The following is a 20,368-nucleotide window of genomic DNA, read 5'->3' as shown; positions in this document are numbered from 1 at the left end:
TCACTCCTCGGTGCCGATGAAGACGTTCTTGACGTCGGTGAAGGCGTGCAGGGCGTCCGGGCCCAGCTCGCGGCCGAGTCCGGAACGCTTCATGCCGCCGAAGGGCGTCCAGTAGCGCACCGAGGAGTGCGAGTTGACGCTGAGGTTGCCCGACTCGACCGCCCGGGCCACCCGCACCGCCCGGCCGACGTCCCGGGTCCAGATCGAGCCGGAGAGCCCGTACTCGGTGTCGTTGGCCAGCCGGATCGCGTCGGCCTCGTCGTCGAACGGCAGCACCGACACCACCGGGCCGAAGATCTCCTCACGCCAGTGCCGGTCCGCCGGCGAGTCGGCGAGCAGCACCGTCGGGGCGTGCCAGAAGCCGGGGCCGTCGGGGCGGGCGCCGGTGAACGCGACCCGCGCGCCGTCGACGTACCCGGCGACCCGGTCCCGGTGGGCGGCGGAGATCAGCGGGCCCATCTCGGCGCTCTCGGCGGCCGGGTCCTCCACCCGGAAGCCGCGCACCGCCGGTTCGAGCAGTTCCAGGAAGCGGTCGTACACCGGGCGCTGGACCAGGATCCGGGAGCGGGCGCAGCAGTCCTGGCCGGCGTTGTCGAAGACGGCGGACGGCGCGGTGGCCGCCGCCCGCTCCAGGTCGGCGTCGGCGAAGACCAGGTTGGCGGACTTGCCGCCCAGCTCCAGGGTGACCCGCTTCACCTGCGCCGCGCAGCCGGCCATGATCCGGGTGCCGACCTCGGTGGAGCCGGTGAAGCAGACCTTGCGTACGGCGGGATGGGTGACGAACCGCTCCCCCACCACGTCGCCCCGGCCGGGCAGCACGGTGAACACGCCTTCCGGCAGGCCCGCCTCCCGCGCCAGCTCGGCCAGGCGCAGCGCGGTCAGCGGGGTCAGCTCGGCGGGCTTGAGGACCACCGTGTTGCCGGCGGCGAGGGCCGGGGCGAACCCCCAGCCGGCGATGGGCATCGGGAAGTTCCACGGCACGATCACCCCGACCACGCCGAGCGGCTCGTGGAAGGTGACGTCCAGGCCACCGGGGACGGGGATCTGCCGGCCGGTCAGCCGCTCGGGGGCGCCCGCGTAGTAGTCGAGCACGTCGCGGACGTTGCCCGCCTCCCAGCGGGCGTTGCCGATGGTGTGTCCGGCGTTGCGCACCTCCAGCCGGGCCAGCTCCTCGACGTGGGCGTCCACCACGGCGGCGAACCGCCGCAGCAGTCGCGCCCGGTCCCCCGGCGCGACGGCCCGCCACGACTCGTACGCGGCGGCGGCCCGCGCGATCGCGGCGTCGGTGTCGGCCTCGCTGCTCGCCGGCACCTGGGCGACGACCGTGCCGGTCGACGGGTCGACCACCTCAGAGACGTTCGAAGCCACGGATCAGCTCCCAGTCCGTCACGGCGGCGTCGAAGGCGGCCAGCTCGACCCGCGCCTGGTTGGCGTAGTGGGCGACCACCTCGTCACCGAAGGCGTCGCGGGCCACGGCGGAGCCCTCCCAGAGGGTGAGGGCGTCGCGCAGGGTGCCCGGCACCCGCTGCGCCGACGCGTCGTCGTACGCGTTGCCGGTGCACTCCGGGCCCAGCTCCAGCTCCCGCTCGATGCCGTGCACCGCGCCCGCCACCAGCGCGGCGATCGCCAGGTACGGGTTGACGTCCGCCCCGGGCACCCGGTTCTCCACCCGCATGCCCTGTCCGTGCCCGACCACCCGCAGCGCGCAGGTGCGGTTGTCCACGCCCCAGCGCAGCGCCGTCGGGGCGAACGAGCCGGGCTGGTAGCGCTTGTAGGAGTTGACGTTCGGGGCGAAGAAGAGGCTCAGCTCGCGCATCGTGTCCAGCAGCCCGGCGAGCACCCGCTGCCCGGTGACCGACAGGTGCGCTGGCCCGTCGCCGAGCATCGCCGAGGACCCGGAGGCGTCCCGCAGCGAGAAGTGGATGTGGCAGGAGTTGCCCTCGCGGGCGTTCGGCTTGGCCATGAAGGTGATCGACATGCCCTCCTGGGCGGCGATCTCCTTGGCCCCGTTCTTGTAGATGACGTGGTGGTCGGCGCAGGTGACCGCCGCGTCGTAGCGGAAGGCGATCTCGTGCTGGCCGAGGTTGCACTCCCCCTTGGCGCTCTCCGGGGTGAGCCCGGCGCCGGCCATCTCGGTGCGGATGCGGCGCAGCAGCGGCTCCACCCGGGCCGTGCCGAGCAGCGAGTAGTCGACGTTGTACTGGTTGGCCGGGGTGAGATCGCGGTAGCCGCGCCGCCAGGCGTCCTCGTACGAGTCGCGGTAGAGGACGAACTCCAGCTCCGTGCCGGCGTACGCGGTCAGCCCGTGGGCGGCCAGCCGGTCGAGCTGCCGGCGCAGGATCTGCCGGGGCGAGGCGACCACCGGCCCGGATTCGTCCAGCCACTCCAGGTCGGCCAGGAGCAGGGCCGTCCCCGGCTGCCAGGGCACCCGGCGCAGGGTGGTCAGGTCGGGGCGCATCGCGAAGTCGCCGTACCCGCGTTCCCAGCTCGACATCGCGTACCCGTCGACGGTGTTCATGTCCACGTCGACGGCGAGCAGGTAGTTGCAGCCCTCGCTGCCGTGCGCGACCACCTGGTCGAGGAAGTAGGGGGCGTGGAACCGCTTGCCCTGCAGGCGGCCCTGCATGTCGACCAGGGCGAGCACCACGGTGTCGATCTCGCCCTCGGCGACGGCGACCCGCAACTGTTCCAGCGTCAACGGCGTTCTGCTCATCAGCGGGTCTCCATCACCAAGGTCTACTGGCAAACCGGATCACCGTCAATGCCCCGCCGGGGGCGGCGGCAACCGCAGCGGAGGAGTCCAGATGCGTCGTCGTGTCGTCCCGGTCGTCGTCACCGTTCTCGCCCTCCTGCCGGGCACCGCCGAGGCGGTGGCGGGTGAGCAGCCCCGGGGCCGACCGCTCGCGCCACCGGCGACCACACTGGTCGGGCAGCCGGCCGCCGCACCGCTCGCGCCACCGGCGACCACGCCGCTCGCGCCGCCGGCCGCCGACGTCGGGCAGCCGCCGCCGGTCGGGCCGCCGGCCGCCGCCGGGTTCGACTTCACCCGGCCACAGGTCGTCGCCACCGGCCTGGCGGCCCCCTGGGGGCTCGGCTTCCTCCCCGACGGCAGCGCGCTGGTCGCCCAGCGCGACCGGGGCACGGTGCTGCGGGTCCGGCCGGGCCGACCGCCACGGCAGGTCGCCCGGATCGCCGGAGTGGTCGCCGGCGGGGAGGCGGGGCTGCTCGGCCTGGCCGTCTCCCCCACGTTCCGCCGGGACCGGCTGGTCTACGTCTGCTTCACCACCGCCGCCGACATCCGGATCGTCCGCTTCCCGCTGCACGCGCCGCACGCGGCGCAGGTCGTCCTCAGCGGCGTGCCCCGGGCGGCCTTCCACGCCGGTGGCCGGATCGCGTTCGGCCCCGACGGGATGCTCTACGCCGGCATCGGCGACGTGGGTGTGCCCGCCGCCGCGCAGGATCCGGCCAGCCGCAACGGCAAGATCCTGCGGATCCGGCCGGACGGCGCCGTGCCGGCGGACAACCCGTTCCCCGGGTCGCCGGTCTACAGCTCCGGCCACCGCAACGTGCAGGGTCTCGCCTGGGACGGGTGGGGGCGGCTGTTCGCCACCGAGTTCGGCCAGAGCACCTGGGACGAGGTGAACCTGATCGTCCCGGGCGGCAACTACGGCTGGCCGGTCGTCGAGGGTCCCGGCGGCGATCCCCGGTTCCGCGACCCGGTGCTCGTGTGGCGCCCGGCGGAGGCGTCACCGAGCGGTGCCACCATCGCCGGCGGCACCCTCTTCGTCGCGGCCCTGCGCGGCGCGCGGCTGTGGGCCGTGCCGCTCGACGCCGCCGGCCGGCCCGGCACCCCCGTCGCCGAACTGCTGGGACGCTACGGCCGTCTGCGGACCGTCGAGCGGGCCCCGGACGGCGCACTCTGGGTGGCCACCAGCAACCGCGACGGTCGCGGCACCCCGGCGCCCGACGACGACCGGATCCTCCGCTTCACCGGCGCGGGGCAGCCGACGCCGGCCACCCGCCCCACCCGGCCGTGACCGGCGCGCCCCACCGGGCACGGACCGAAATCGCGTTGCCGCCGGACCCGCCCCGACCGCATGCTTGAGCCTGTGACCAGGCCCGATCGCGACGGGACTGAGGACCGGGCGCTCGGCAACGTCCGGTCCGCGCGGCGGCGCGGGGCGTCCACCTCTCTCTCACGTACGGCGACCCGCCGTGCCCGACGGACGCCCCTCGCCGCCGCCTCCTCCGCCGTGCCGCCCCCGGGTCAGGACGGGCAGTCGACGACCAGGCCCGGCTCCGCCACCTCGACCCGACCGTCGTACGCCCGGCGGGCCGCCGCGACGGCCGACGACGCCTCGGTGCCGGGCCACAGGTGGGTCAGCAGCACCCGCCGGACGGACGCCACGGCGGCGTACCGGCCGACCTCGGCGGCGCTGGACAGGTTGCCGGCGTGCCGTTCCGGGATCGCGTCGACGTAGGTGGCGTCGGCGATCAGCAGGTCGGCGTCGCGGGCCAGGTCCACCAGGTCCGGGCTGGCGCCGGTGTCCCCGGTGTAGGCGAGCGTCGCCCCACCGGTCTCGAACCGGGCCCCGGCGTTCGCCACCCAGTGCGGCAGCGCCCAGGTGCGCACCGTGAACGGGCCCAGCGCGAACCGGTCCCCGGGGGTGAACTCGCGCAGCAGGTACGCGCCGTCGAGCAGGCCCGGCTCGTCGATCGCGAGCAGCCGGTCGAGGCTGCCGGCCGGCGCGTGCACCGGCAGGGCCGGGCCCGAGCGGTCGGCCAGGATCCGGGCGCGCAGCAGTGGTTGCAGGTCGGCGCAGTGGTCGGGATGGCCGTGACTGACGTAGGCCGCGTCGACCGCGGCGGCGGGCAGCCGGGACAGCAGCGGCGGGAGCGTCGCGTAACCGGGGTCGACCAGCAGGCGGAAGCCGTCGTGCTCCACGAGGAAGCCGCCGCACCCCTGCCCGGCGGTGGGCCACGCACCGAGTCCACCCAGGACGGTGATCCGCATGGGCCGACCCTAGTGCCGCGCGAACGCGCGCCGCAGCCGCGCCGGGTTCCGCACCCGGGCAGTCGGCTCCGCGGACGTCGCCGCCGGCGCGCCGAGCAGGGGGCGGCGGGGCCGCATCACGCGACGGCGGTCCCCTCGAGTTCGACCATCAGGGTGGGGATCGCCAGCCGGGTCACCCCGAGCATCGTGGTGGCCGGGGCCACCCCGGCCGCGCCCAGCCTCGACGCCAGCACGCCGTAGTGCTCGAAGAGCCGGTCGACGTCGGTGGTGTAGACGGTGAGCCGGACGAGGTTCGCGAGGGACATGCCGGCCTCGTCGAGCACGGCCTCCAGGTTGTCGAGGCTCAACGCCACCTGCGCCGCCATGTCACCGGCATGCCGGGGCTTGCCGTCGCCGCCCATCGCGGTCTGTCCGGCGCAGTACAGCGTCCGGGTGTGCCCGGAGACGACCTCACCCTGGTTGTAGCCCAACTCCACCGACCACGTCCACGGGTTGACCGCCGATCGCTCCATTGCCACGTCCACTCCAATCGTCGAGGGTGTGGGCACGCCGGACGCGCACCCACGCGCCGGTGAGCCTCTCAGCCGATACACGACACCCTGTGTCGTGTATCGGCTGGCATAGTTCTCGCATGCGGGCCGACCGGTTGGTCTCGCTGGTGCTGTTGCTGCGCCAGCGCGGTCGGTTGTCCGCGGCCACGTTGGCCCGCGAACTGGAGGTGTCCACCCGCACCGTGCTGCGCGACATCGAGGCGCTGTCCGCGGCCGGCGTCCCGGTGTACGCCGAACGCGGCCGGCACGGCGGCTTCGCGTTGTTGCCCGGTTTCCAGACCGAGCTCACCGGACTGAACCACGACGAGGCGCTCGCCCTGCTGGTCGCCGGATCGCGGCGCGGCGCGCAGGTGTTCGGTCTCGGCTCGGCGCTCGCCTCGGCCATGCTCAAGGTGGTCGACGCGCTCCCCGAGAGCTATCGGGACACCGCGACCGGCGCGACCCAACGGCTGCTCATCGACCCGGAGACCGACCTGCTGTCACGCCGGCTGGTCACGGACGAGGTTCCCGACAGCATCGTCGCCGAGGTTCGGCGCGCGGTGTTCGCCGGACACAGGCTGCGCATCCACTACGCGGCGGCGGGCCAGCCCCCGAGGTGGCGCACGGTGGACCCGATCGGCCTGGTCACCGTACGCGAGCAGGGCTACCTGCTGGCCACCAGGTCCGGCGCGGACCGCACCTACCGGCTGTCCCGGATCCTGGCCGCCGACGAACTCGCCGAACCCGCGCAGCGACCGGACCGGGTCGACCTGGACCGGGCCTGGCAGGAACGCAGCACACGGTTCCGGACCGGCGGCGACCTGGTCACCGTGGTGGTACGGGTGCACCCGGCACGGCGGGAGGACCTGGTGGCCACCGCGGTGGCCGTCCACGCCGAAGAACCCGACGCCGACGGCTGGCTACGGCTGGAGGTGACCTTCCAGGATCCACGACATGCCGAGTGGGCGCTGTGGCAGCTCGCCACGAACGCGGAAGCCCTGACCCCGCAGTGGTTGCGCACCGCCCTGCACGACCGCGCCGCCGCGATCGCCGCCCGCTACGACGTGACGTCGGAGCACTAGCCACCGACGGTGGCGGGCGGCGGCAGGGGTCAGGCGAACAGCAGCCCGGCCACCCAGAGCGCGGCGACGACCAGGCCGGCCAGCAGCTCGACCAGCATGGACAGGCCGGCGGCCTTGAGCGCCTGCACGGTCGCCGGCCAGGCGAGCTGGTTGCTGCCCAGCCGCAGCCGCTCGGCGCCCCACACCCCGCCGACGAAGCCGAGCACCAGGCCGACCACCGGGATCACGAAGAACCCGACCAGCCCCAGCAGCCCACCGGCGAGCAGCGACGACGTCGGCACCCCGGTGCGCTTCAGGTTCCGCCCCGGCCAGGCGTACTTGACCACGGTGCCGCCGGCCACCACCACGGTCGCCGCCGCCAGCACCGCCCAGCGGCCGGGTCCGGCGTCGCCGAAGACCGCCCAGATCAGCACCCCGCCCCAGCACAGCGGCAGCGCCGGCAGGCCGGGCACCACCACCCCGGCCAGCCCGGCCAGGATCGCCAGGGCCGCCACCACCGACACCACGGCCTGCGAGTCCGTCAGGTCCACCCGGCCACCTCCGCCCGTCGCGCGCCGCGGGGGTACGCCGTCCGTCGCCCGCCCAGCGCGAACCGTACCCCGGTCACGCCGCCCCGCCGCGCAGCCGGGCGGTGATCTGCTCGGCCGGCACGGGTGGGCCGAACCAGCGTCCCTGGCCGGTGTCGCAGCGCAGCGACCGCAGCCGCTCGGCCTGCGCGCCGGTCTCCACCGCCTCGGCGGTGACCCACAGCTCCAGCGCGTGCGCCAGCCGCACCAGCGCGTCGACGATCCGCTCGTCGCGGTGGTCGGCGGTGTCGTCGCCGTCGGTCCGGATCCCCTCCACGAACGGCCCGGCCAGCTTCAGGCAGTGGATCGGCAGCCGGCGCAGGTACGCCAGGTTCGAGTACCCGGTGCCGAAGTCGTCGATGGCCAGCCGTACGCCGAGGTCGGCCAGCCGGTGCAGCGAGCGCAGCGGCTCCCCGGCGGTGCCCATCACCGCGCTCTCGGTCAGCTCCAGTTGCAGCAGCTCGGCGGGGAGACCGGTCCGCCGCAGCACGTCCGCCACGGTGTCCACGATGGCCGGGTCGTCGGCCTGCCGGGCGGCCAGGTTCACGCTGACCACCAGCCGCTGCTCGGGGAACTCCCGGTGCCAGGCGCGGGCGTCCCGGCAGGCCTGGCCGAGCACCCACTCGCCGAGCCGGACGATCAGCCCGGTCTCCTCGGCCAGCCCGATGAACCGGTCCGGGCCGACCAGGCCGAGTTCGGGGTGCCGCCAGCGGACCAGCGCCTCCACGGCCTGCATCCGCCCGTCGAGCAGCGCGACGATGGGCTGGTAGTGCAGCACGAACTCGCCCCGGTCCAGGGCGGCCGGCAGGCCGGCGGCGAGCGCCGAGCGGGCGATGTCGGCGGCGCTGCGCTCCGGGTCGTACACCGCCCAGCGGCCGCGGCCCTCCGCCTTGGCCCAGTAGAGGGTGGTGTCGGCGGCCTTCATCAGCTCGGAGGGGCTGGTCTCCGCCGCCGGGCAGTCCACCACGCCGACGCTGGCCGAGACGGCGAGCTGCTGTTCACCGATGAGCACCGGCGCGGAGACGGCCGCCAGGGCCAGCTCGGCCACCCCGACGGCGTCGTCGATCCCCTCCGCCGAGTCGACCAGGATGACGAACTCGTCGCCGCCCATCCGGGCGACCAGGTGGCCCTGCCCGGCGACGCAGTCGGCCAGCCGGCGGGCGATGGTGACCAGCAGCCGGTCCCCCAGGTCGTGCCCGAGGCTGTCGTTGACCGCCTTGAAGCCGTCCAGGTCGAGGAAGCAGACCCCGATCCGCTGGTCGGGGCCGGCCTCGTGGAACAACCGACCCAGCGTCTCGAAGAAGAGCGTGCGGTTGGGCAGGCCGGTCAGCGGGTCGTGCAACGCCTGGAAGCGCAGCCGCTGCTGGAGTTCGTACCGCTCGGTGATGTCCTCGATCATCGCGACGGTGAACCGGGGCCGGCCGTCGTCGTGCCGGATCAGCGAGACGGCCAGGTCGGTCCAGACGACGCTGCCGTCCTTGCGGTAGTAGCGCTTCTCCACCCGGGCGCTGTCGTGCTTGCCCTCGATCAGTTCCTGGTACAGCTCCCACATGCCGGCGGCGTCGTCGGCGTGGAACAGCGACGCCACGTTGGTCTGCCGCAGCTCCTCGATGGAGTAGCCGAGCATGTCGGCGAAGGACTGGTTGACGTCGATGATCCGCCCGTCGATGCCGGCGATGCCGATCCCGATGGCCGCGCCGGTGAAGACCGCCCGGAACCGGGCCTCGCTGTCGCGCAACGCCCGCTCCACGGCGTCGCGGGCCTGCCAGGCCGAGCGGGCGATCCGCTCCTGCTGGGTGAACGTCCGGTCGCGCAGGGCCCGGGCGAAACCGGCGGCCAGCGCCCCCTGCATCGCCGCCACCCGGGCGGCGGCGTCGGGCAGGTCGGCCCGGGCCGGCAGCACCCGGGCCAGGAACCGGTCGCCGAGGGCGCGCAGCGACCAGTCCAGCATCCGCGGCTCGGTGAGGTGCGCCTCGACCAGGGCCCGGCCCACGTCCTCCGCCGGGGCGGCGGAGAACTCCTCGGCCAGCAGGGCCCGGGCCAGCCGTACGGTGTGCACGAGCAGCAGCCGCTCGGTCTCGTCCGCGCTCAGCGGCACGAAACCGAGCCGGCGTGCCGCCCGGGCCCACTCGGCGGCGTAACCCTGGGCGCCCGGCCGGCTGAAGTCGCCCCCGCCGGGATCCGGGACGGCGGACATGTCGGCTCAGCCGGCGTGGTCGTACCGGGCGACGCCGCCGAACGCCCCGAACCGCTCGGGGCGCTCGTCCACGTCGGCGGGCGAGTCCGGCCGCCACAGCGGCATGTGCACCACGCCCGGCTCCAGCAGCGTCCAGTCACCGAAGAAGCCGGTGATCTCGGCCCGCGAGCGGAGCGTGATCTCGGTGTCGGTACGCGCCGAGAGCCGCTGCGCGTCGAGCATCTCCTGCGGCTGGTCCTCGAAGGTGGAGTGGGAGACCACCAGGAAGCTGCCGGGCACGGCGGCGGCCCGCAGGGCGGCCAGGATGTCGCCCGGGCGGTCGACGTCGGGGATGAAGTGGACCACCCCGGCGAGCAGGATGCCGACCGGCCGGTCGAAGTCGATCAGGCCGCTGGAGCGGGCCAGCTCCAGGATCAGCTTCGGTTCGCGCAGGTCGGCCCGGATCGCGGTGGCCCGCTCGTTGCCGGCGAGCAGTTCCCGGCTGTGCGCCACCGCCACCGGGTCGATGTCGACGTAGACGATCCGCGCCTCGGGGTTGGCCGCCTGGGCCACCTCGTGCACGTTGCCGACGGTGGGGATGCCCGAGCCGATGTCGAGGAACTGGTCGATGCCGGCGTCGAGCAGCACCCGTACGGCCCGGCGCAGGAACTCCCGGCCGGCGCGCATGGTGGCGGCCAGGTTCGGCGTCATGCTCGCGATCTGCTCGGCCAACTGCCGGTCGATCTCGAAGTTGTGCGCGCCGCCGAGGAAGTAGTCGTAGACCCGGGCCGCGCTCGGCCGGCTCAGGTCGATCTCGGCGGGAAGTCCGTCCGGCATCTGCATCTGCCTCGCCCCAGTTTTCGTCGCCGCGGTGCGGGAGGGCAGCGGTGTGCCCGGACGCGCGCCGGCACGCGGACGCGACACCGGCCGACCCGCGGATCGTGTGGTGCTGCCCACTCTATGCGCGTCCGCCACGGTATGGGAGATCCACTTTGCACCCCCGCGCGGACATCGACCGGCTCCCCGCCGCCGTCGGCGGTGCGGACGGCTCGCCGCCGTGCCCTATGGTCTGCGCCATGCAATACGTGGCCTTCGACGACGAGCGCGTCGATCGGCTCGTCGCGCAGGGCCGGCCGGACGAGGCCGTCGCCCTGCTGCGCGCGGCGCGCGGTGTGGACGAGCACTACCGGACGATGCGACTGGCCGACGTGCTGGCCGAGCACGGACGGCTCGACGAGGCGGTCGCCGTCCACCGGGCGGCCGGCGGGCCGCTGGCGCCGCTGGGTCGGCTGCTGGCCCGGCACGGGCGCGTCGACGAGGCGATCGAGGTCTACCGGGAGGCGGTGGCGGCGGGTGAGAGGCACGTCCGCCGCCACCTGGGCCGGCTGCTGTACGAGCAGCGGCGCATCGATGAGGCGATCCGGGTGGTGCGCGAGGCCATCGACGACCCCGCCGATCCCGGCGACCGGACGAACGCGTACCGGACGCTCGGGCAGTTGCTGGTGGTCGAGGGGCGCGACGCGGAGCTGGACGCCGAGCGGGAGCGCATCGCCACCGTCGAGGACACCTTCCTCCTGGCGGAAGGGGCGGCGCGGGGCCACCGCCACCTGGCCCGCCGGCCCACCTGAGCGGGCGGGCCGGCGACACCCGGGCCGCGCGGGCGGCTCAGCCGTCGGCCGGTCACCCGCGCGCCCGGTTCGGCGACCTCAGCCGGCGGACTCCAGCATCAGCGAGATGCCCTGCCCGACGCCGACGCACATGGTGGCCAGCGCCCGCCGGCCACCCCGACGGCGCAGCTCCAGAGCGGCGGTGAGCGCCAGCCGGGCGCCGCTGGCGCCGAGCGGGTGGCCGAGGGCGATGGCGCCGCCGTTGGGGTTGACGTGCTCGGCGTCCTCCGGCAGGCCCAGTTCGCGCAGCACGGCGATGCCCTGCGCGGCGAACGCCTCGTTCAGCTCGACCACGTCGACGTCGCCGAGGGCGACACCGAGCCGGTCGAGCAGCTTGCGAGTGGCCGGCACCGGCCCGATCCCCATGATCCGGGGCGGCACGCCGGCCGCCGCCGCGCCGCTGATCCGGGCGAGCGGGGTGAGCCCGTACCGGGACACCGCCGCCTCGGAGGCGACCAGCAGCGCGACCGCGCCGTCGTTGACGCCGGAGGAGTTGCCCGCGGTGACCGTCCCGCCCGCGCGGAACGGGGTGGGCAGGGCGGCCAGCTTCTCCAGCGAGGTCTCCCGGGGGTGCTCGTCGACCTCGACCAGCTTCGTCTCGCGGCGGCCGGCGGGCACGGTCACCGGTACGATCTCCTCGGCGAGCCGGCCGTCGGCCTGCGCCTTGGCGGCCCGCTGCTGGGAGCGCAGGGCGAACTCGTCCTGGGCGGCCCGGTCGACGCCGAACTCGGCGGCCACGTTCTCGGCCGTCTCGGGCATCGAGTCGATGCCCCACCCCTGCTCCATCAGCGGGTTGACCAGCCGCCAGCCGATGGTGGTGTCGTACACCTCGGCGGCGCGGGAGAAGGCGGACGTGGCCTTCGGCAGCACGAACGGCGCCCGGCTCATGCTCTCCACGCCACCGGCCACCATCAGCTCCGCCTCGCCGGCGCCCACCGCGCGCGCGGCGCTGGCGAGGGCGTCCAGGCCGGAGCCGCAGAGCCGGTTGACCGTGCTGCCGGGGACCTCCTCGGGGAGGCCGGCCAGCAGGGCCGCCATCCGGGCCACGTTGCGGTTGTCCTCCCCGGCCTGGTTGGCGCAGCCGAGGACGACGTCGTCGACGCGGGCCCAGTCCACGGACGGGTGGCGGGCGACCAGTTCCCGGATCACGTGCGCGGCGAGGTCGTCGGGGCGTACCCCGGCGAGGGCGCCGGCGTACCGGCCGATCGGGGTGCGGACTCCGGCCACGAGGTATGCCACGGTCATCGGCGCTGTCCTTCGGGGGTGGGAAGGGGCTGGAGGTGGCGGCGTCGTCCGGGTCACGGGGACGCCCGGCGCCAGGATATCCACGGGACGACCGGATAGGTTGGCGGCATGGCCCGGCCCCAGTTCAGCGCAGAGACCGCCGGCGGTGGCGAGTTCGTCCGCCAGCCCAACCGCTTCACCGGTCGGGTCACCCCGCACTCCACCTCGCCGGAGGGCGGTGGCCCGGACGCGCAGGGCCGCTGGCCGCTGGAGGCCGGCCGGTACCGGCTGATCTGGTGCCGGGCGTGCCCGTGGGCGCACCGGGCGCGGATCGTGCGCGACCTGCTCGGGTTGCAGGAGGTGATCTCGCTGGGCACGGTCGACCCGATCCGCGACGAGCGGGGCTGGCGGTTCGCCCTCGACCCGGACGGCTTCGACCCGGTGCTCGGCATCGGCTTCCTCTCCGAGGCGTACCTGGCCACCGACCCGGACTACACCGGCCGGGTGACCGTGCCGGCGCTGGTGGACACCGTGACCGGGCGGGTGGTGACCAACGACTACCCGCAGCTCACCCTGGACCTGTCCACCGAGTGGCGGCGGTTCCACGCCCCGGACGCGCCGGACCTGTACCCGGTCGCGCTGCGCCCGGAGCTGGACGCGCTGATGGCCGAGATCCACCGCGACGTGAACAACGGGGTCTACCGGTGCGGCTTCGCCACCTCCCAGGCGGCGTACGACGAGGCGTACACGGCGCTGTTCGCGCGGCTGGACGCGCTGTCGCAGCGGTTGGCCGGGCAGCGTTACCTGCTGGGCGAGCACCTCACCGAGGCGGACGTGCGGCTGTTCACCACCCTGGTCCGCTTCGACGTGGCGTACCACGGGCACTTCAAGTGCAACCGGCAGAAGCTGACCGAGATGCCGGTGCTGTGGGCGTACGCCCGGGACCTGTTCCAGACCCCCGGCTTCGGTGAGACGGTGGACTTCGACCACATCAAGCGGCACTACTACGGCACGCACGAGGCGATCAACCCGACCCGGATCGTGCCGCTGGGCCCGGACCTGTCCGGCTGGACCACGCCGCACGGACGTGGCTGAGCCCGACCGCGCCGGCACGACGCCCGCCCGGGCCGCCGCCGCGTCGGCCGCCGCCGGCTGCGTGCTGGCCGGCACGGTCGCGGTGACGGTCGCCGTGGTCGCCGGTCCCGGCCCGGGGTTGACCGGGTACGTCAGCGAGGCGGGCATCGCCGGCAGCGCGTACGCCCCGACGTACCGGATCGGGGTCTTCGCCCTGGCCGCGGCGCTGCTGCTGCTCGCCGTGGCGCTGCCGGCGGCGTTGCGGACGGCGGCCGGGCTGCTCGCCGCCGGCGCGGTGTGCACGGCGCTGTCGGGGGCGGTGACGTGCAGCGACGGCTGCCCGCTGCCGCCGTTCGAGACGCCGACCGTGGCGGACCTGGTGCACGGCGGCGCGAGCATCGCGGCGATGGGGGCGACGGTGCTGGCGATGCTGGTGATCTCCTGTTCCCCGTCCGCCGGGCCGGGCCTGCGCCGGGTGGCGCGCTGCGGCGCGGCGGTGGCCCTGCCGCTGGCCGGCGCGGTCGCGGTGGGGCTGGTGACGGTGGGGCGGGGCAGCCTGGTGGGCGGCCTGGAGCGGGTGCTGCTGGCGGCCGGGGTCGGCTGGGGGCTGGCGACGGCCTCGGTCCTCGGGCTGGCCCGCCGGACCGACGCGCGCGGGACGGGCCGACGTGACGGACGGGCCGACGTGACGGACGGGCCGACGTGACGGACGGGCCGACGGGTCGCGAACGGTCGACGTAAGGAGCCTCACGCCGATCACTCCTTCCACCTGGCGACGGGCCGGGAGTAGCGTCGGCAGGCGATGACCAACGTCTGGCACCTCACCGTGCGCCTGTACGTCGACCTCCGACGGCAGGCCAGCGGCATCTGTCCGGCGCAGCCGCTCTCCTGACCGCTGCCCCGTTCCGCCCGCTGACAGACCCTGGACCCCACATGCCTTCCGCCCTGCGCAAGATCCCCTTCTCCGTGCAGATCCTGCTCGGCCTCGTCCTCGGCGTGGCGCTCGGCTTCCTCGCCCGCGCCAACGACCTGAGCTGGCTCGCCACCACCCTCGACACCGTCGGCGGCCTCTTCGTCCAGCTGCTCAAGCTGGCCGTCCCGCCGCTGGTCTTCACCGCCATCGTGGTCAGCGTGGTCAGCCTGCGCGGCGTGGCCAACGCCGCCCGGCTGGCGCTGAGGACGCTGCTCTGGTTCGGCGTCACCGCGCTGATCGCGGTGAGCGTCGGCATCGGCGTCGGCCTGCTCACCGACCCGGGCCGCGGCGTCTCGCTGGACACCGCCGCCGCGACCGCGCCCAAGAAGGCCGGCTCCTGGACCGACTTCCTCACCGGCATCGTGCCGACCAACCCGGTCGGCGCGTTCGTCGAGGGCAACGTGCTCCAGATCGTCTTCCTCGCCCTGGTGGTCGGCGCCGCCGCGCTGCTGGTCGGCGAGGCCGCCGAGCCGTTCGTGACGCTCAACCGGTCGCTGCTGGCGATCGTGCAGAAGGCGCTGTGGTGGGTGATCCGGCTCGCCCCGATCGGCACCCTCGGCCTGATCGGCAACGCCGTCGCCTCGTACGGCTGGGACCTGCTGGCCCCGCTGGCGAAGTTCACCACCGCCGTCTACGTCGGCTGCGCGATCGTGCTCTTCGTCGTCTACCCGCTGCTGCTGGTGGCCGCCGGCCGGCTCAACCCGCTGCGCTTCTTCGCCGGCGCCTGGCCCGCCATCGAACTGGCCTTCGTCTCCCGCTCCTCGGTGGGCACCATGCCGGTGACCCAGCGTTCCGTGGAGCGCCTCGGCGTCCCCCGCGAGTACGCCGCGTTCGCCGTGCCGTTCGGCGCGACCACGAAGATGGACGGCTGCGCGGCCGTCTACCCGGCCCTGGCGGCGATCTTCGTCGCGCAGGTCTTCGGGGTGGACCTGGGCGTCACCGACTACCTGCTGATCGCCTTCGTCTCGGTGGTCGGCTCGGCCGCCACCGCCGGCCTGACCGGCGCGATCGTGATGCTCACCCTGACCCTGAGCACGCTGGGCCTGCCGCTGGCCGGTGCGGGCCTGCTGCTGGCGATCGACCCGATCCTGGACATGGTCCGCACCGCCACGAACGTGGCCGGGCAGGCCCTCGTCCCGACGATCGTCGCCGCCCGCGAGGGCACCCTCGACCGGGCCGCGTACGACAGCGCCGGCAGCCGCGAGCTGACCGACGCCGACGAGGCCGACCGGCCGGTCCGGCAGGACCAGCCGGTCCCGGCGCCCGCCTGAGTTCCGCCCCTGCGGGTGCGTCTCCCCCGACCGGGGACGCGCCCGGAGGCGTCCCGCGCCCCGACCGACCCGAGCCGGCCGACGTACCGGAGGATCACCCCATGAGTGCCCTGTTCACCCCGCTCGCCCTGCGCGCGGTCACCCTGCCCAACCGGGTCGCCCTCGCCCCGATGTGCCAGTACAGCGCCGGGCCCGACGGGCTGCCCACCGACTGGCACCACGTCCACCTCGGCTCCCGGGCCGTGGGCGGGGTCGGCCTGGTCCTCACCGAGGCCACCGCGGTCGTCCCCGAGGGACGGATCAGCCCGCAGGACACCGGGCTCTGGTCGGGCGCGCACGTCGACGCCTGGCGTCCGGTCACCGCGTTCGTCGCCGCCCAGGGGGCGGTGCCGGGCGTGCAGCTCGCGCACGCGGGCGTCAAGGCGTCGACGTACCGGCCGTGGGCCGCGCGGCGCGGCGGCGTGCCGGACGCCGAGGGCGGCTGGACCCCGGTCGGCCCCGGCGCCGAACCGTTCCTGCCCGACCACCGACGCCCGGCCGCGCTGGACGAGGCCGGGATCGCCGCGGTGGTCGAGGCGTTCGCCGTCGCCGCCGCCCGGGCGGTGGAGGCCGGCTTCCGCGTGGTGGAGATCCACGCCGCGCACGGCTACCTGCTGCACGAGTTCCTCTCCCCGCTGACCAACCACCGCACCGACGGCTACGGCGGCGACCGGCCGGCGCGGATGCGCCTCACCCTGGAGGTGGCTCGCGCCGTCCGGGCCGCCGTCGGCGAGCAGGTGCCGGTGCTGACCCGGATCTCGGCCACCGACTGGGTCGACGGCGGCTGGACCGTCGAGGACAGCGTGGTGCTCGCCGGCGAGCTGGCCGCCGCCGGGGTGGACCTGATCGACGCCTCCTCCGGCGGCGCCTCCGCCGGGGCGACGATCCCGGTCGGCCCCGGCTACCAGGTGCCCCTGGCGGCCCGGATCCGACGCGAGGCGGGCGTGCCGACCGGCGCGGTGGGCCTCATCGTCGAGCCGGAGCAGGCCGAGCAGATCGTGGCCGGCGGCGACGCGGACCTGGTGCTCCTCGGCCGGGAACTGCTCCGCGACCCGTACTGGCCCCGCCGCGCCGCCGCCAAGCTGGGCGCCGTACCCCACTGGCCCGACCAGTACGCCCGCGCCTCCTGACCGGGCTCCACTCCGTTTGCGACGTGTCGCGGTGTCACCGTGCCGGGACACCGCGACACGCCGCGAACGGTCGAGCAGCCGGGCGGGGTCAACCCGCCAGGTGGGACCAGCGGGGTTCCAGGTCGCGCCAGGGGCCCTGGGCGGCCACCTGGCCGTCGCGCAGCACCACCACGTGGTCGGCGCGGACCAGCGCGGCCCGCTTGGACGTCGAGCCCACCACGGTCACCCCGTGCTCGCGCAGCGCCGCCCAGAGCGCCAGCTCCGTGGTGACGTCCAGCGCGGACGACACGTCGTCGGCCACCAGCAGCTCGGTACGGGGCGCGAGCGCCCGGGCCAGCGCCAGCCGCTGCAACTGCCCGCCGGAGAGCCGGGTCCCCTTGTGGCCGATGAGCAGGCCGAGCCCGCCCCCGGCCGCGGCCAGGTCGTGGTCGAGCTGGGCGGTGGTGACCGCGCCGGCCGCGTCCACGTCGTGGCCCAGGGCGATGTTCTCGGCGACCGTGCCGGAGAGCACCCGGGGCAGCTGCCCCACGTAGCCCACCTGCTGCGGGCGCAGGAACAGCTCCGGCTCGGTGACCGGGTCACCGTTCCAGCGCAGCTCGCCGGTGTGGTGCACGATCCCGGCGAGCGCCCGCAGCAGCGACGACTTGCCGGAGCCGACCGGCCCGACGACCAGCACGAGCTGCCCCCGCTCGACGGTCAGGTCGACGTCGCGCACGGCGAGCGTCCCGTCGGTGTGCAGCGCGCCGAAGCCGGCCAGCTCCAGCCGCCGCAACGGCCGGCGGGCGGGCGGTTCGGGCGCGGGCGCGGTGCCCGCCACGATGTCCACCCCGGGCACCGGCGCCGAGTACGCCGCGACCCCGCACATCGACACGGTCCGCCGGGTCCACACCCGGGCCGACGGGTAGTGCGACACCAGCGACGCCGTCGTCCAGGCGAACCAGCGGGCCGCCCCGAGGGTGGAGACGGCCACCAGCACGCCCCCCGCCGACAGTCCACCGGACAGGTAGAGCGCCCACGCGCCGATCGGCAGCAGTCCGCTGGCCATGGCCGGTGTGGACCGCGCCCACACCTGCATGGCGATCTCCCGGCGCTGCCGGTCGCTGCGCACGGTGTCCAGCCGGGCGAGGTGGGCCAGCACCGGACCGGTGGCGCCGGCCAGCTTGACCGTCCGCGCGGCCGACAGCGACGACACCAGGGCGGTGGCGAACGCGGCCCGCGCCTTCACCGTGCCCCGGGCGGAGCGTTCCAGGCGCGGCCCGAAGAGGGTCGCGGTCAGCCCGGAGACGATCATCGTGCCGACGAAGAACAGGCCCGGCACGATGCTGCCGGTCACCACGGTCATGCTGATCAGCAGCGTCAGCGCGATGAACTGGTCGACCAGGTTGTCGGCCAGCTCCACCACCCGCTCGGTGTCGCCGCCCTGGGCGACGACCTCGGCCGGGGTGTGCCCGCTGACCCGGCGCGGCCCGGTCTGCCCGTGCACCAGGCGCAGGCTGATCCGCAGCATCTGCCGCACCCACCACTGCGGGAACCACGCGCTGGTGAGGAAGGGCACCGGCAGCACCACAAGCAGGGCCGCGCTGATGCCCAGCGCCGGCAGCCACGGGCTGCCGCCGTCGACGACGTCCGCCCAGAGCCAGGGCAGCACCGCGCCGTCCAGGCCGAGCAGCAGCCCGACGCAGAACAGGCCGACCGACACCAGGCCGTAGCGCGGGTCGTTCATACCCAGACGCAGGATCTCCCGCATGGTCCGCGCGGGCGGTTGCGGTGGCAGCGGCGGCGGGTCCGCCCGGGGTACGGCCACCGGCGGCGGCGCCGTCGCGGCGCTCTGTGACCCGGCGCTCTCCGGCTCGGTGTCCCACTCCCCGCCGGGGGCCGGCAGCAGGTCCACCCCGCCCCGGCTCGCCCCCCTGGCGGCGTACGCGCCGGCGTGGCTGGTGGCCAGCAGCTCGGCGAAGTGGGCCGACTCGCGCAGCGGGCCGGCCTCCCGCACCCTGCCGTCGGCCATCACCACCACCTCGTCGCACCGCCGCACCGAGGAGAGCCGGTGCGCGATGACGATGCCGATCCGGTCGGTGAGCAGCCGCTCGGTGGCCCGGCGCACCCGGTGCTCGGTGACCGGGTCGAGCCGGGCGGTCGCCTCGTCGAGGATCACCACGCGGGGGTCGCGCACCAGGATCCGGGCGAACGCCACGAGCTGCTCCTGGCCGGCGGAGAGCACGTGCCCACCGTCACCCAGCCGGGTGTGCAGCCCGTCGGGCAGCTCGGCGATCCAGCCGGCCAGCCCCAGCTCCTCCAGCGCCCGGCCGGCGTCGTCGACCAGGTCCGGGTCGAACAGCGCGACGTTCTCGGCCAGCGTCCCGGCGAGGATCTCGGTGCGCTGCGGCACCACGGCGATCCACCGGCGCAGCTGCTCGACGTCGAGGTCGACCAGGTCGGTGTCGCCGAGGTAGACCGTGCCACGGGGCACGTCCACCGCGCGGGTGAGCACCTTCGCCAGCGTCGACTTGCCCGACCCGGTCCGCCCGACCAGCGCGTACGACCGGCCCCGGGCGAAGGTGAGCCGGACGTCGCGCAGCGCCGGCCCGCGTTCGGCGTCCTCGGTCGCCGGGTAGCGGAAGGTGAGCCCACGCACGGTCAGGTCGCCGTCGACCGGGGCGGCCCCGCCCTCGGGCTCCTGCCGGGAGCCGGCGAGCAGCTGCACCCGGGCCCACGCGCCGAGCGCGTACTGCACCTGCGGCACCCAGCGGGCGAGGTGCTCGCTGGTGGCCCCGAAGGCGATGGCGAGCAGCCAGATGGCGGTGAGCCGGCTGCCGTCGACCCGGCCGGTGGTCAGCGCCCACGCCCCGCCGAGCACCACGGCGACGATGCCCACCCGGACGGCGCCACCGGCGATGGCGGTGACCCAGGCCGTCATCCGGAACACCTGCCGGGCCCGGGCGAGCACCTCGGCGGCCCGCCGGGCGTAGAGCCGCAGCACGTACGGCCGGGCCAGGCTGGTCCGGACGTCGTCCTGGCCGTGCACCGCCTCCTCCATCACGGCGGCGAGGTCCGACCAGGCCTCCTCCTCGGCCATCCGGGCCGGGCCGATGCGCGCGGTGGGGCGGCGCAGCGCCACGACGAGCAGCGCCGTCAGCAGCACCATGGCGACACCGGCCGGCCACCAGACGACGAGGGCGGTCACCGTGGCGAGCAGGCAGACGGCCAGGCCCTGCACCAGCCGGACGCCGGTGCCCCGCACCTCGGAGGCGACCTGGTAGACGTCGTTGTCGATGCGGTCGAGCAGCTCGCCGACCGGGGTGGTCTCCAGGGTGGGCAGGTCCTGCCCGAGCGCGACCCGGCAGAGCCGGCGGCGTACGTCGGCCGACCAGTCGGCGGTCAGCCGGGCCATGACCAGGCCGATCACCAGCTCGCTGACGACGGCGGCGACCAGCGCGACGGCCAGCCCGACGAACCAGCCGGACGAGCGTTGCACCAGGACGGGGCCGGCCAGCGCGGCGCCGGCGGCCTGCCCGGCGGCGCCGAGGACGACCAGCAGCACCACGGCGGCCATTCGGCGCGGCGCGGTGGCCCAGAGATCACGGAGCAGGCGCACGGTTTCGGTCCCTCCGGACTCGGGGTG

Annotated in this window: 16 protein-coding genes; 7 read left to right on the top strand and 9 right to left on the bottom strand. The window is 75.1% G+C overall.

What is annotated here, in order from left to right:
* Together GA0070614_RS23185 and GA0070614_RS23180 are read right to left on the bottom strand one after the other, a co-directional pair.
* Nucleotides 1-1,368 (bottom strand): aldehyde dehydrogenase family protein, encoded by a 1,368-nt coding sequence (locus tag GA0070614_RS23185; protein ID WP_172892489.1) that lies wholly within the window; start codon nt 1,366-1,368, stop codon nt 1-3.
* Entirely contained in the window at nt 1,349-2,713 is a 1,365-nt protein-coding gene (locus tag GA0070614_RS23180; RefSeq protein WP_088977944.1) for a glutamine synthetase family protein, read from the bottom strand. Before GA0070614_RS23180 ends, GA0070614_RS23185 begins: the two co-directional genes overlap by 20 nt.
* A 91-nt stretch (nt 2,714-2,804) precedes the next feature.
* Between GA0070614_RS23180 and GA0070614_RS23175 the strand changes: the two genes are divergently transcribed.
* The gene (locus GA0070614_RS23175) at nt 2,805-4,037 is read left to right on the top strand and encodes a PQQ-dependent sugar dehydrogenase (protein ID WP_088977943.1); all 1,233 of its coding nucleotides are present in this window, start codon (nt 2,805-2,807) and stop codon (nt 4,035-4,037) included.
* 230 nt (nt 4,038-4,267) lie between these two features.
* Here the strand turns inward: GA0070614_RS23175 and GA0070614_RS23170 are convergent, their stop codons facing one another.
* Together GA0070614_RS23170 and GA0070614_RS23165 are read right to left on the bottom strand one after the other, a co-directional pair.
* Nucleotides 4,268-5,014, bottom strand: coding sequence for an MBL fold metallo-hydrolase (locus GA0070614_RS23170; RefSeq protein ID WP_088977942.1), 747 nt, complete (start codon nt 5,012-5,014; stop codon nt 4,268-4,270).
* Nucleotides 5,015-5,130: 116 nt separating this feature from the next.
* Complete coding sequence (locus GA0070614_RS23165; RefSeq protein ID WP_088977941.1) at nt 5,131-5,526, bottom strand: RidA family protein; 396 nt, start codon at nt 5,524-5,526, stop codon at nt 5,131-5,133.
* A 119-nt stretch (nt 5,527-5,645) separates the two neighbouring features.
* Here GA0070614_RS23165 and GA0070614_RS23160 point away from each other — a divergent pair, with 119 nt between their 5' ends.
* Nucleotides 5,646-6,626 (top strand): helix-turn-helix transcriptional regulator, encoded by a 981-nt coding sequence (locus tag GA0070614_RS23160; protein WP_088977940.1) that lies wholly within the window; start codon nt 5,646-5,648, stop codon nt 6,624-6,626.
* A 29-nt stretch (nt 6,627-6,655) separates the two neighbouring features.
* Here the strand turns inward: GA0070614_RS23160 and GA0070614_RS23155 are convergent, their stop codons facing one another.
* The 3 genes from GA0070614_RS23155 to GA0070614_RS23145 all read right to left on the bottom strand — a co-directional run bounded on the left by GA0070614_RS23155 (nt 6,656) and on the right by GA0070614_RS23145 (nt 10,211).
* Entirely contained in the window at nt 6,656-7,156 is a 501-nt protein-coding gene (locus GA0070614_RS23155) for a DUF456 domain-containing protein (RefSeq protein WP_088977939.1), read from the bottom strand.
* A 73-nt stretch (nt 7,157-7,229) separates the two neighbouring features.
* Complete coding sequence (locus GA0070614_RS23150) at nt 7,230-9,389, bottom strand: putative bifunctional diguanylate cyclase/phosphodiesterase (protein ID WP_088977938.1); 2,160 nt, start codon at nt 9,387-9,389, stop codon at nt 7,230-7,232.
* Nucleotides 9,390-9,395: 6 nt separating this feature from the next.
* A complete protein-coding gene (locus GA0070614_RS23145) occupies nt 9,396-10,211 on the bottom strand; it encodes an SAM-dependent methyltransferase (protein ID WP_088977937.1) in 816 nt (271 codons plus the stop codon).
* A 233-nt stretch (nt 10,212-10,444) separates the two neighbouring features.
* Here GA0070614_RS23145 and GA0070614_RS23140 point away from each other — a divergent pair, with 233 nt between their 5' ends.
* Nucleotides 10,445-10,996, top strand: coding sequence for a tetratricopeptide repeat protein (locus GA0070614_RS23140; RefSeq protein ID WP_197701350.1), 552 nt, complete (start codon nt 10,445-10,447; stop codon nt 10,994-10,996).
* Nucleotides 10,997-11,074: 78 nt separating this feature from the next.
* Here GA0070614_RS23140 and pcaF read toward each other — a convergent pair whose 3' ends face one another.
* A complete protein-coding gene (pcaF, locus tag GA0070614_RS23135; RefSeq protein WP_088977935.1) occupies nt 11,075-12,280 on the bottom strand; it encodes a 3-oxoadipyl-CoA thiolase in 1,206 nt (401 codons plus the stop codon).
* Nucleotides 12,281-12,388: 108 nt separating this feature from the next.
* Here pcaF and GA0070614_RS23130 point away from each other — a divergent pair, with 108 nt between their 5' ends.
* The 4 genes from GA0070614_RS23130 to GA0070614_RS23115 all read left to right on the top strand — a co-directional run bounded on the left by GA0070614_RS23130 (nt 12,389) and on the right by GA0070614_RS23115 (nt 16,746).
* Entirely contained in the window at nt 12,389-13,354 is a 966-nt protein-coding gene (locus tag GA0070614_RS23130) for a glutathione S-transferase family protein (RefSeq protein ID WP_088977934.1), read from the top strand.
* Entirely contained in the window at nt 13,347-14,039 is a 693-nt protein-coding gene (locus tag GA0070614_RS23125) for a DUF998 domain-containing protein (RefSeq protein ID WP_088977933.1), read from the top strand. Before GA0070614_RS23130 ends, GA0070614_RS23125 begins: the two co-directional genes overlap by 8 nt.
* A gap of 239 nt (nt 14,040-14,278) precedes the next feature.
* The gene (locus tag GA0070614_RS23120; protein ID WP_172892618.1) at nt 14,279-15,577 is read left to right on the top strand and encodes a dicarboxylate/amino acid:cation symporter; all 1,299 of its coding nucleotides are present in this window, start codon (nt 14,279-14,281) and stop codon (nt 15,575-15,577) included.
* Nucleotides 15,578-15,678: 101 nt separating this feature from the next.
* A complete protein-coding gene (locus GA0070614_RS23115) occupies nt 15,679-16,746 on the top strand; it encodes an NADH:flavin oxidoreductase/NADH oxidase (protein WP_088977931.1) in 1,068 nt (355 codons plus the stop codon).
* An 88-nt stretch (nt 16,747-16,834) separates the two neighbouring features.
* Here GA0070614_RS23115 and GA0070614_RS23110 read toward each other — a convergent pair whose 3' ends face one another.
* Nucleotides 16,835-20,341, bottom strand: a complete 3,507-nt coding sequence (locus tag GA0070614_RS23110) for an ATP-binding cassette domain-containing protein (protein WP_088977930.1) — start codon at nt 20,339-20,341, stop codon at nt 16,835-16,837.
* Between the last annotated feature and the right edge of the window lie 27 nt (nt 20,342-20,368).

Source organism: Micromonospora coxensis, assembly GCF_900090295.1.
Taxonomy (GTDB): Bacteria; Actinomycetota; Actinomycetes; order Mycobacteriales; family Micromonosporaceae; genus Micromonospora; species Micromonospora coxensis.
This window is presented reverse-complemented; position numbering and strand designations above follow the sequence as displayed.

Bases quoted from the DNA above. Each gene is read 5' to 3' on its own strand.
- GA0070614_RS23180 (WP_088977944.1), bottom strand. From the start codon at position 2,713: ATGAGCAGAACGCCGTTGACGCTGGAACAGTTGCGGGTCGCCGTCGCC.
- GA0070614_RS23175 (WP_088977943.1), top strand. From the start codon at position 2,805: ATGCGTCGTCGTGTCGTCCCGGTCGTCGTCACCGTTCTCGCCCTCCTG.
- GA0070614_RS23170 (WP_088977942.1), bottom strand. From the start codon at position 5,014: ATGCGGATCACCGTCCTGGGTGGACTCGGTGCGTGGCCCACCGCCGGG.
- GA0070614_RS23165 (WP_088977941.1), bottom strand. From the start codon at position 5,526: ATGGAGCGATCGGCGGTCAACCCGTGGACGTGGTCGGTGGAGTTGGGC.
- GA0070614_RS23160 (WP_088977940.1), top strand. From the start codon at position 5,646: ATGCGGGCCGACCGGTTGGTCTCGCTGGTGCTGTTGCTGCGCCAGCGC.
- GA0070614_RS23150 (WP_088977938.1), bottom strand. From the start codon at position 9,389: ATGTCCGCCGTCCCGGATCCCGGCGGGGGCGACTTCAGCCGGCCGGGC.
- GA0070614_RS23145 (WP_088977937.1), bottom strand. From the start codon at position 10,211: ATGCAGATGCCGGACGGACTTCCCGCCGAGATCGACCTGAGCCGGCCG.
- GA0070614_RS23140 (WP_197701350.1), top strand. From the start codon at position 10,445: ATGCAATACGTGGCCTTCGACGACGAGCGCGTCGATCGGCTCGTCGCG.
- pcaF (WP_088977935.1), bottom strand. From the start codon at position 12,280: ATGACCGTGGCATACCTCGTGGCCGGAGTCCGCACCCCGATCGGCCGG.
- GA0070614_RS23130 (WP_088977934.1), top strand. From the start codon at position 12,389: ATGGCCCGGCCCCAGTTCAGCGCAGAGACCGCCGGCGGTGGCGAGTTC.
- GA0070614_RS23115 (WP_088977931.1), top strand. From the start codon at position 15,679: ATGAGTGCCCTGTTCACCCCGCTCGCCCTGCGCGCGGTCACCCTGCCC.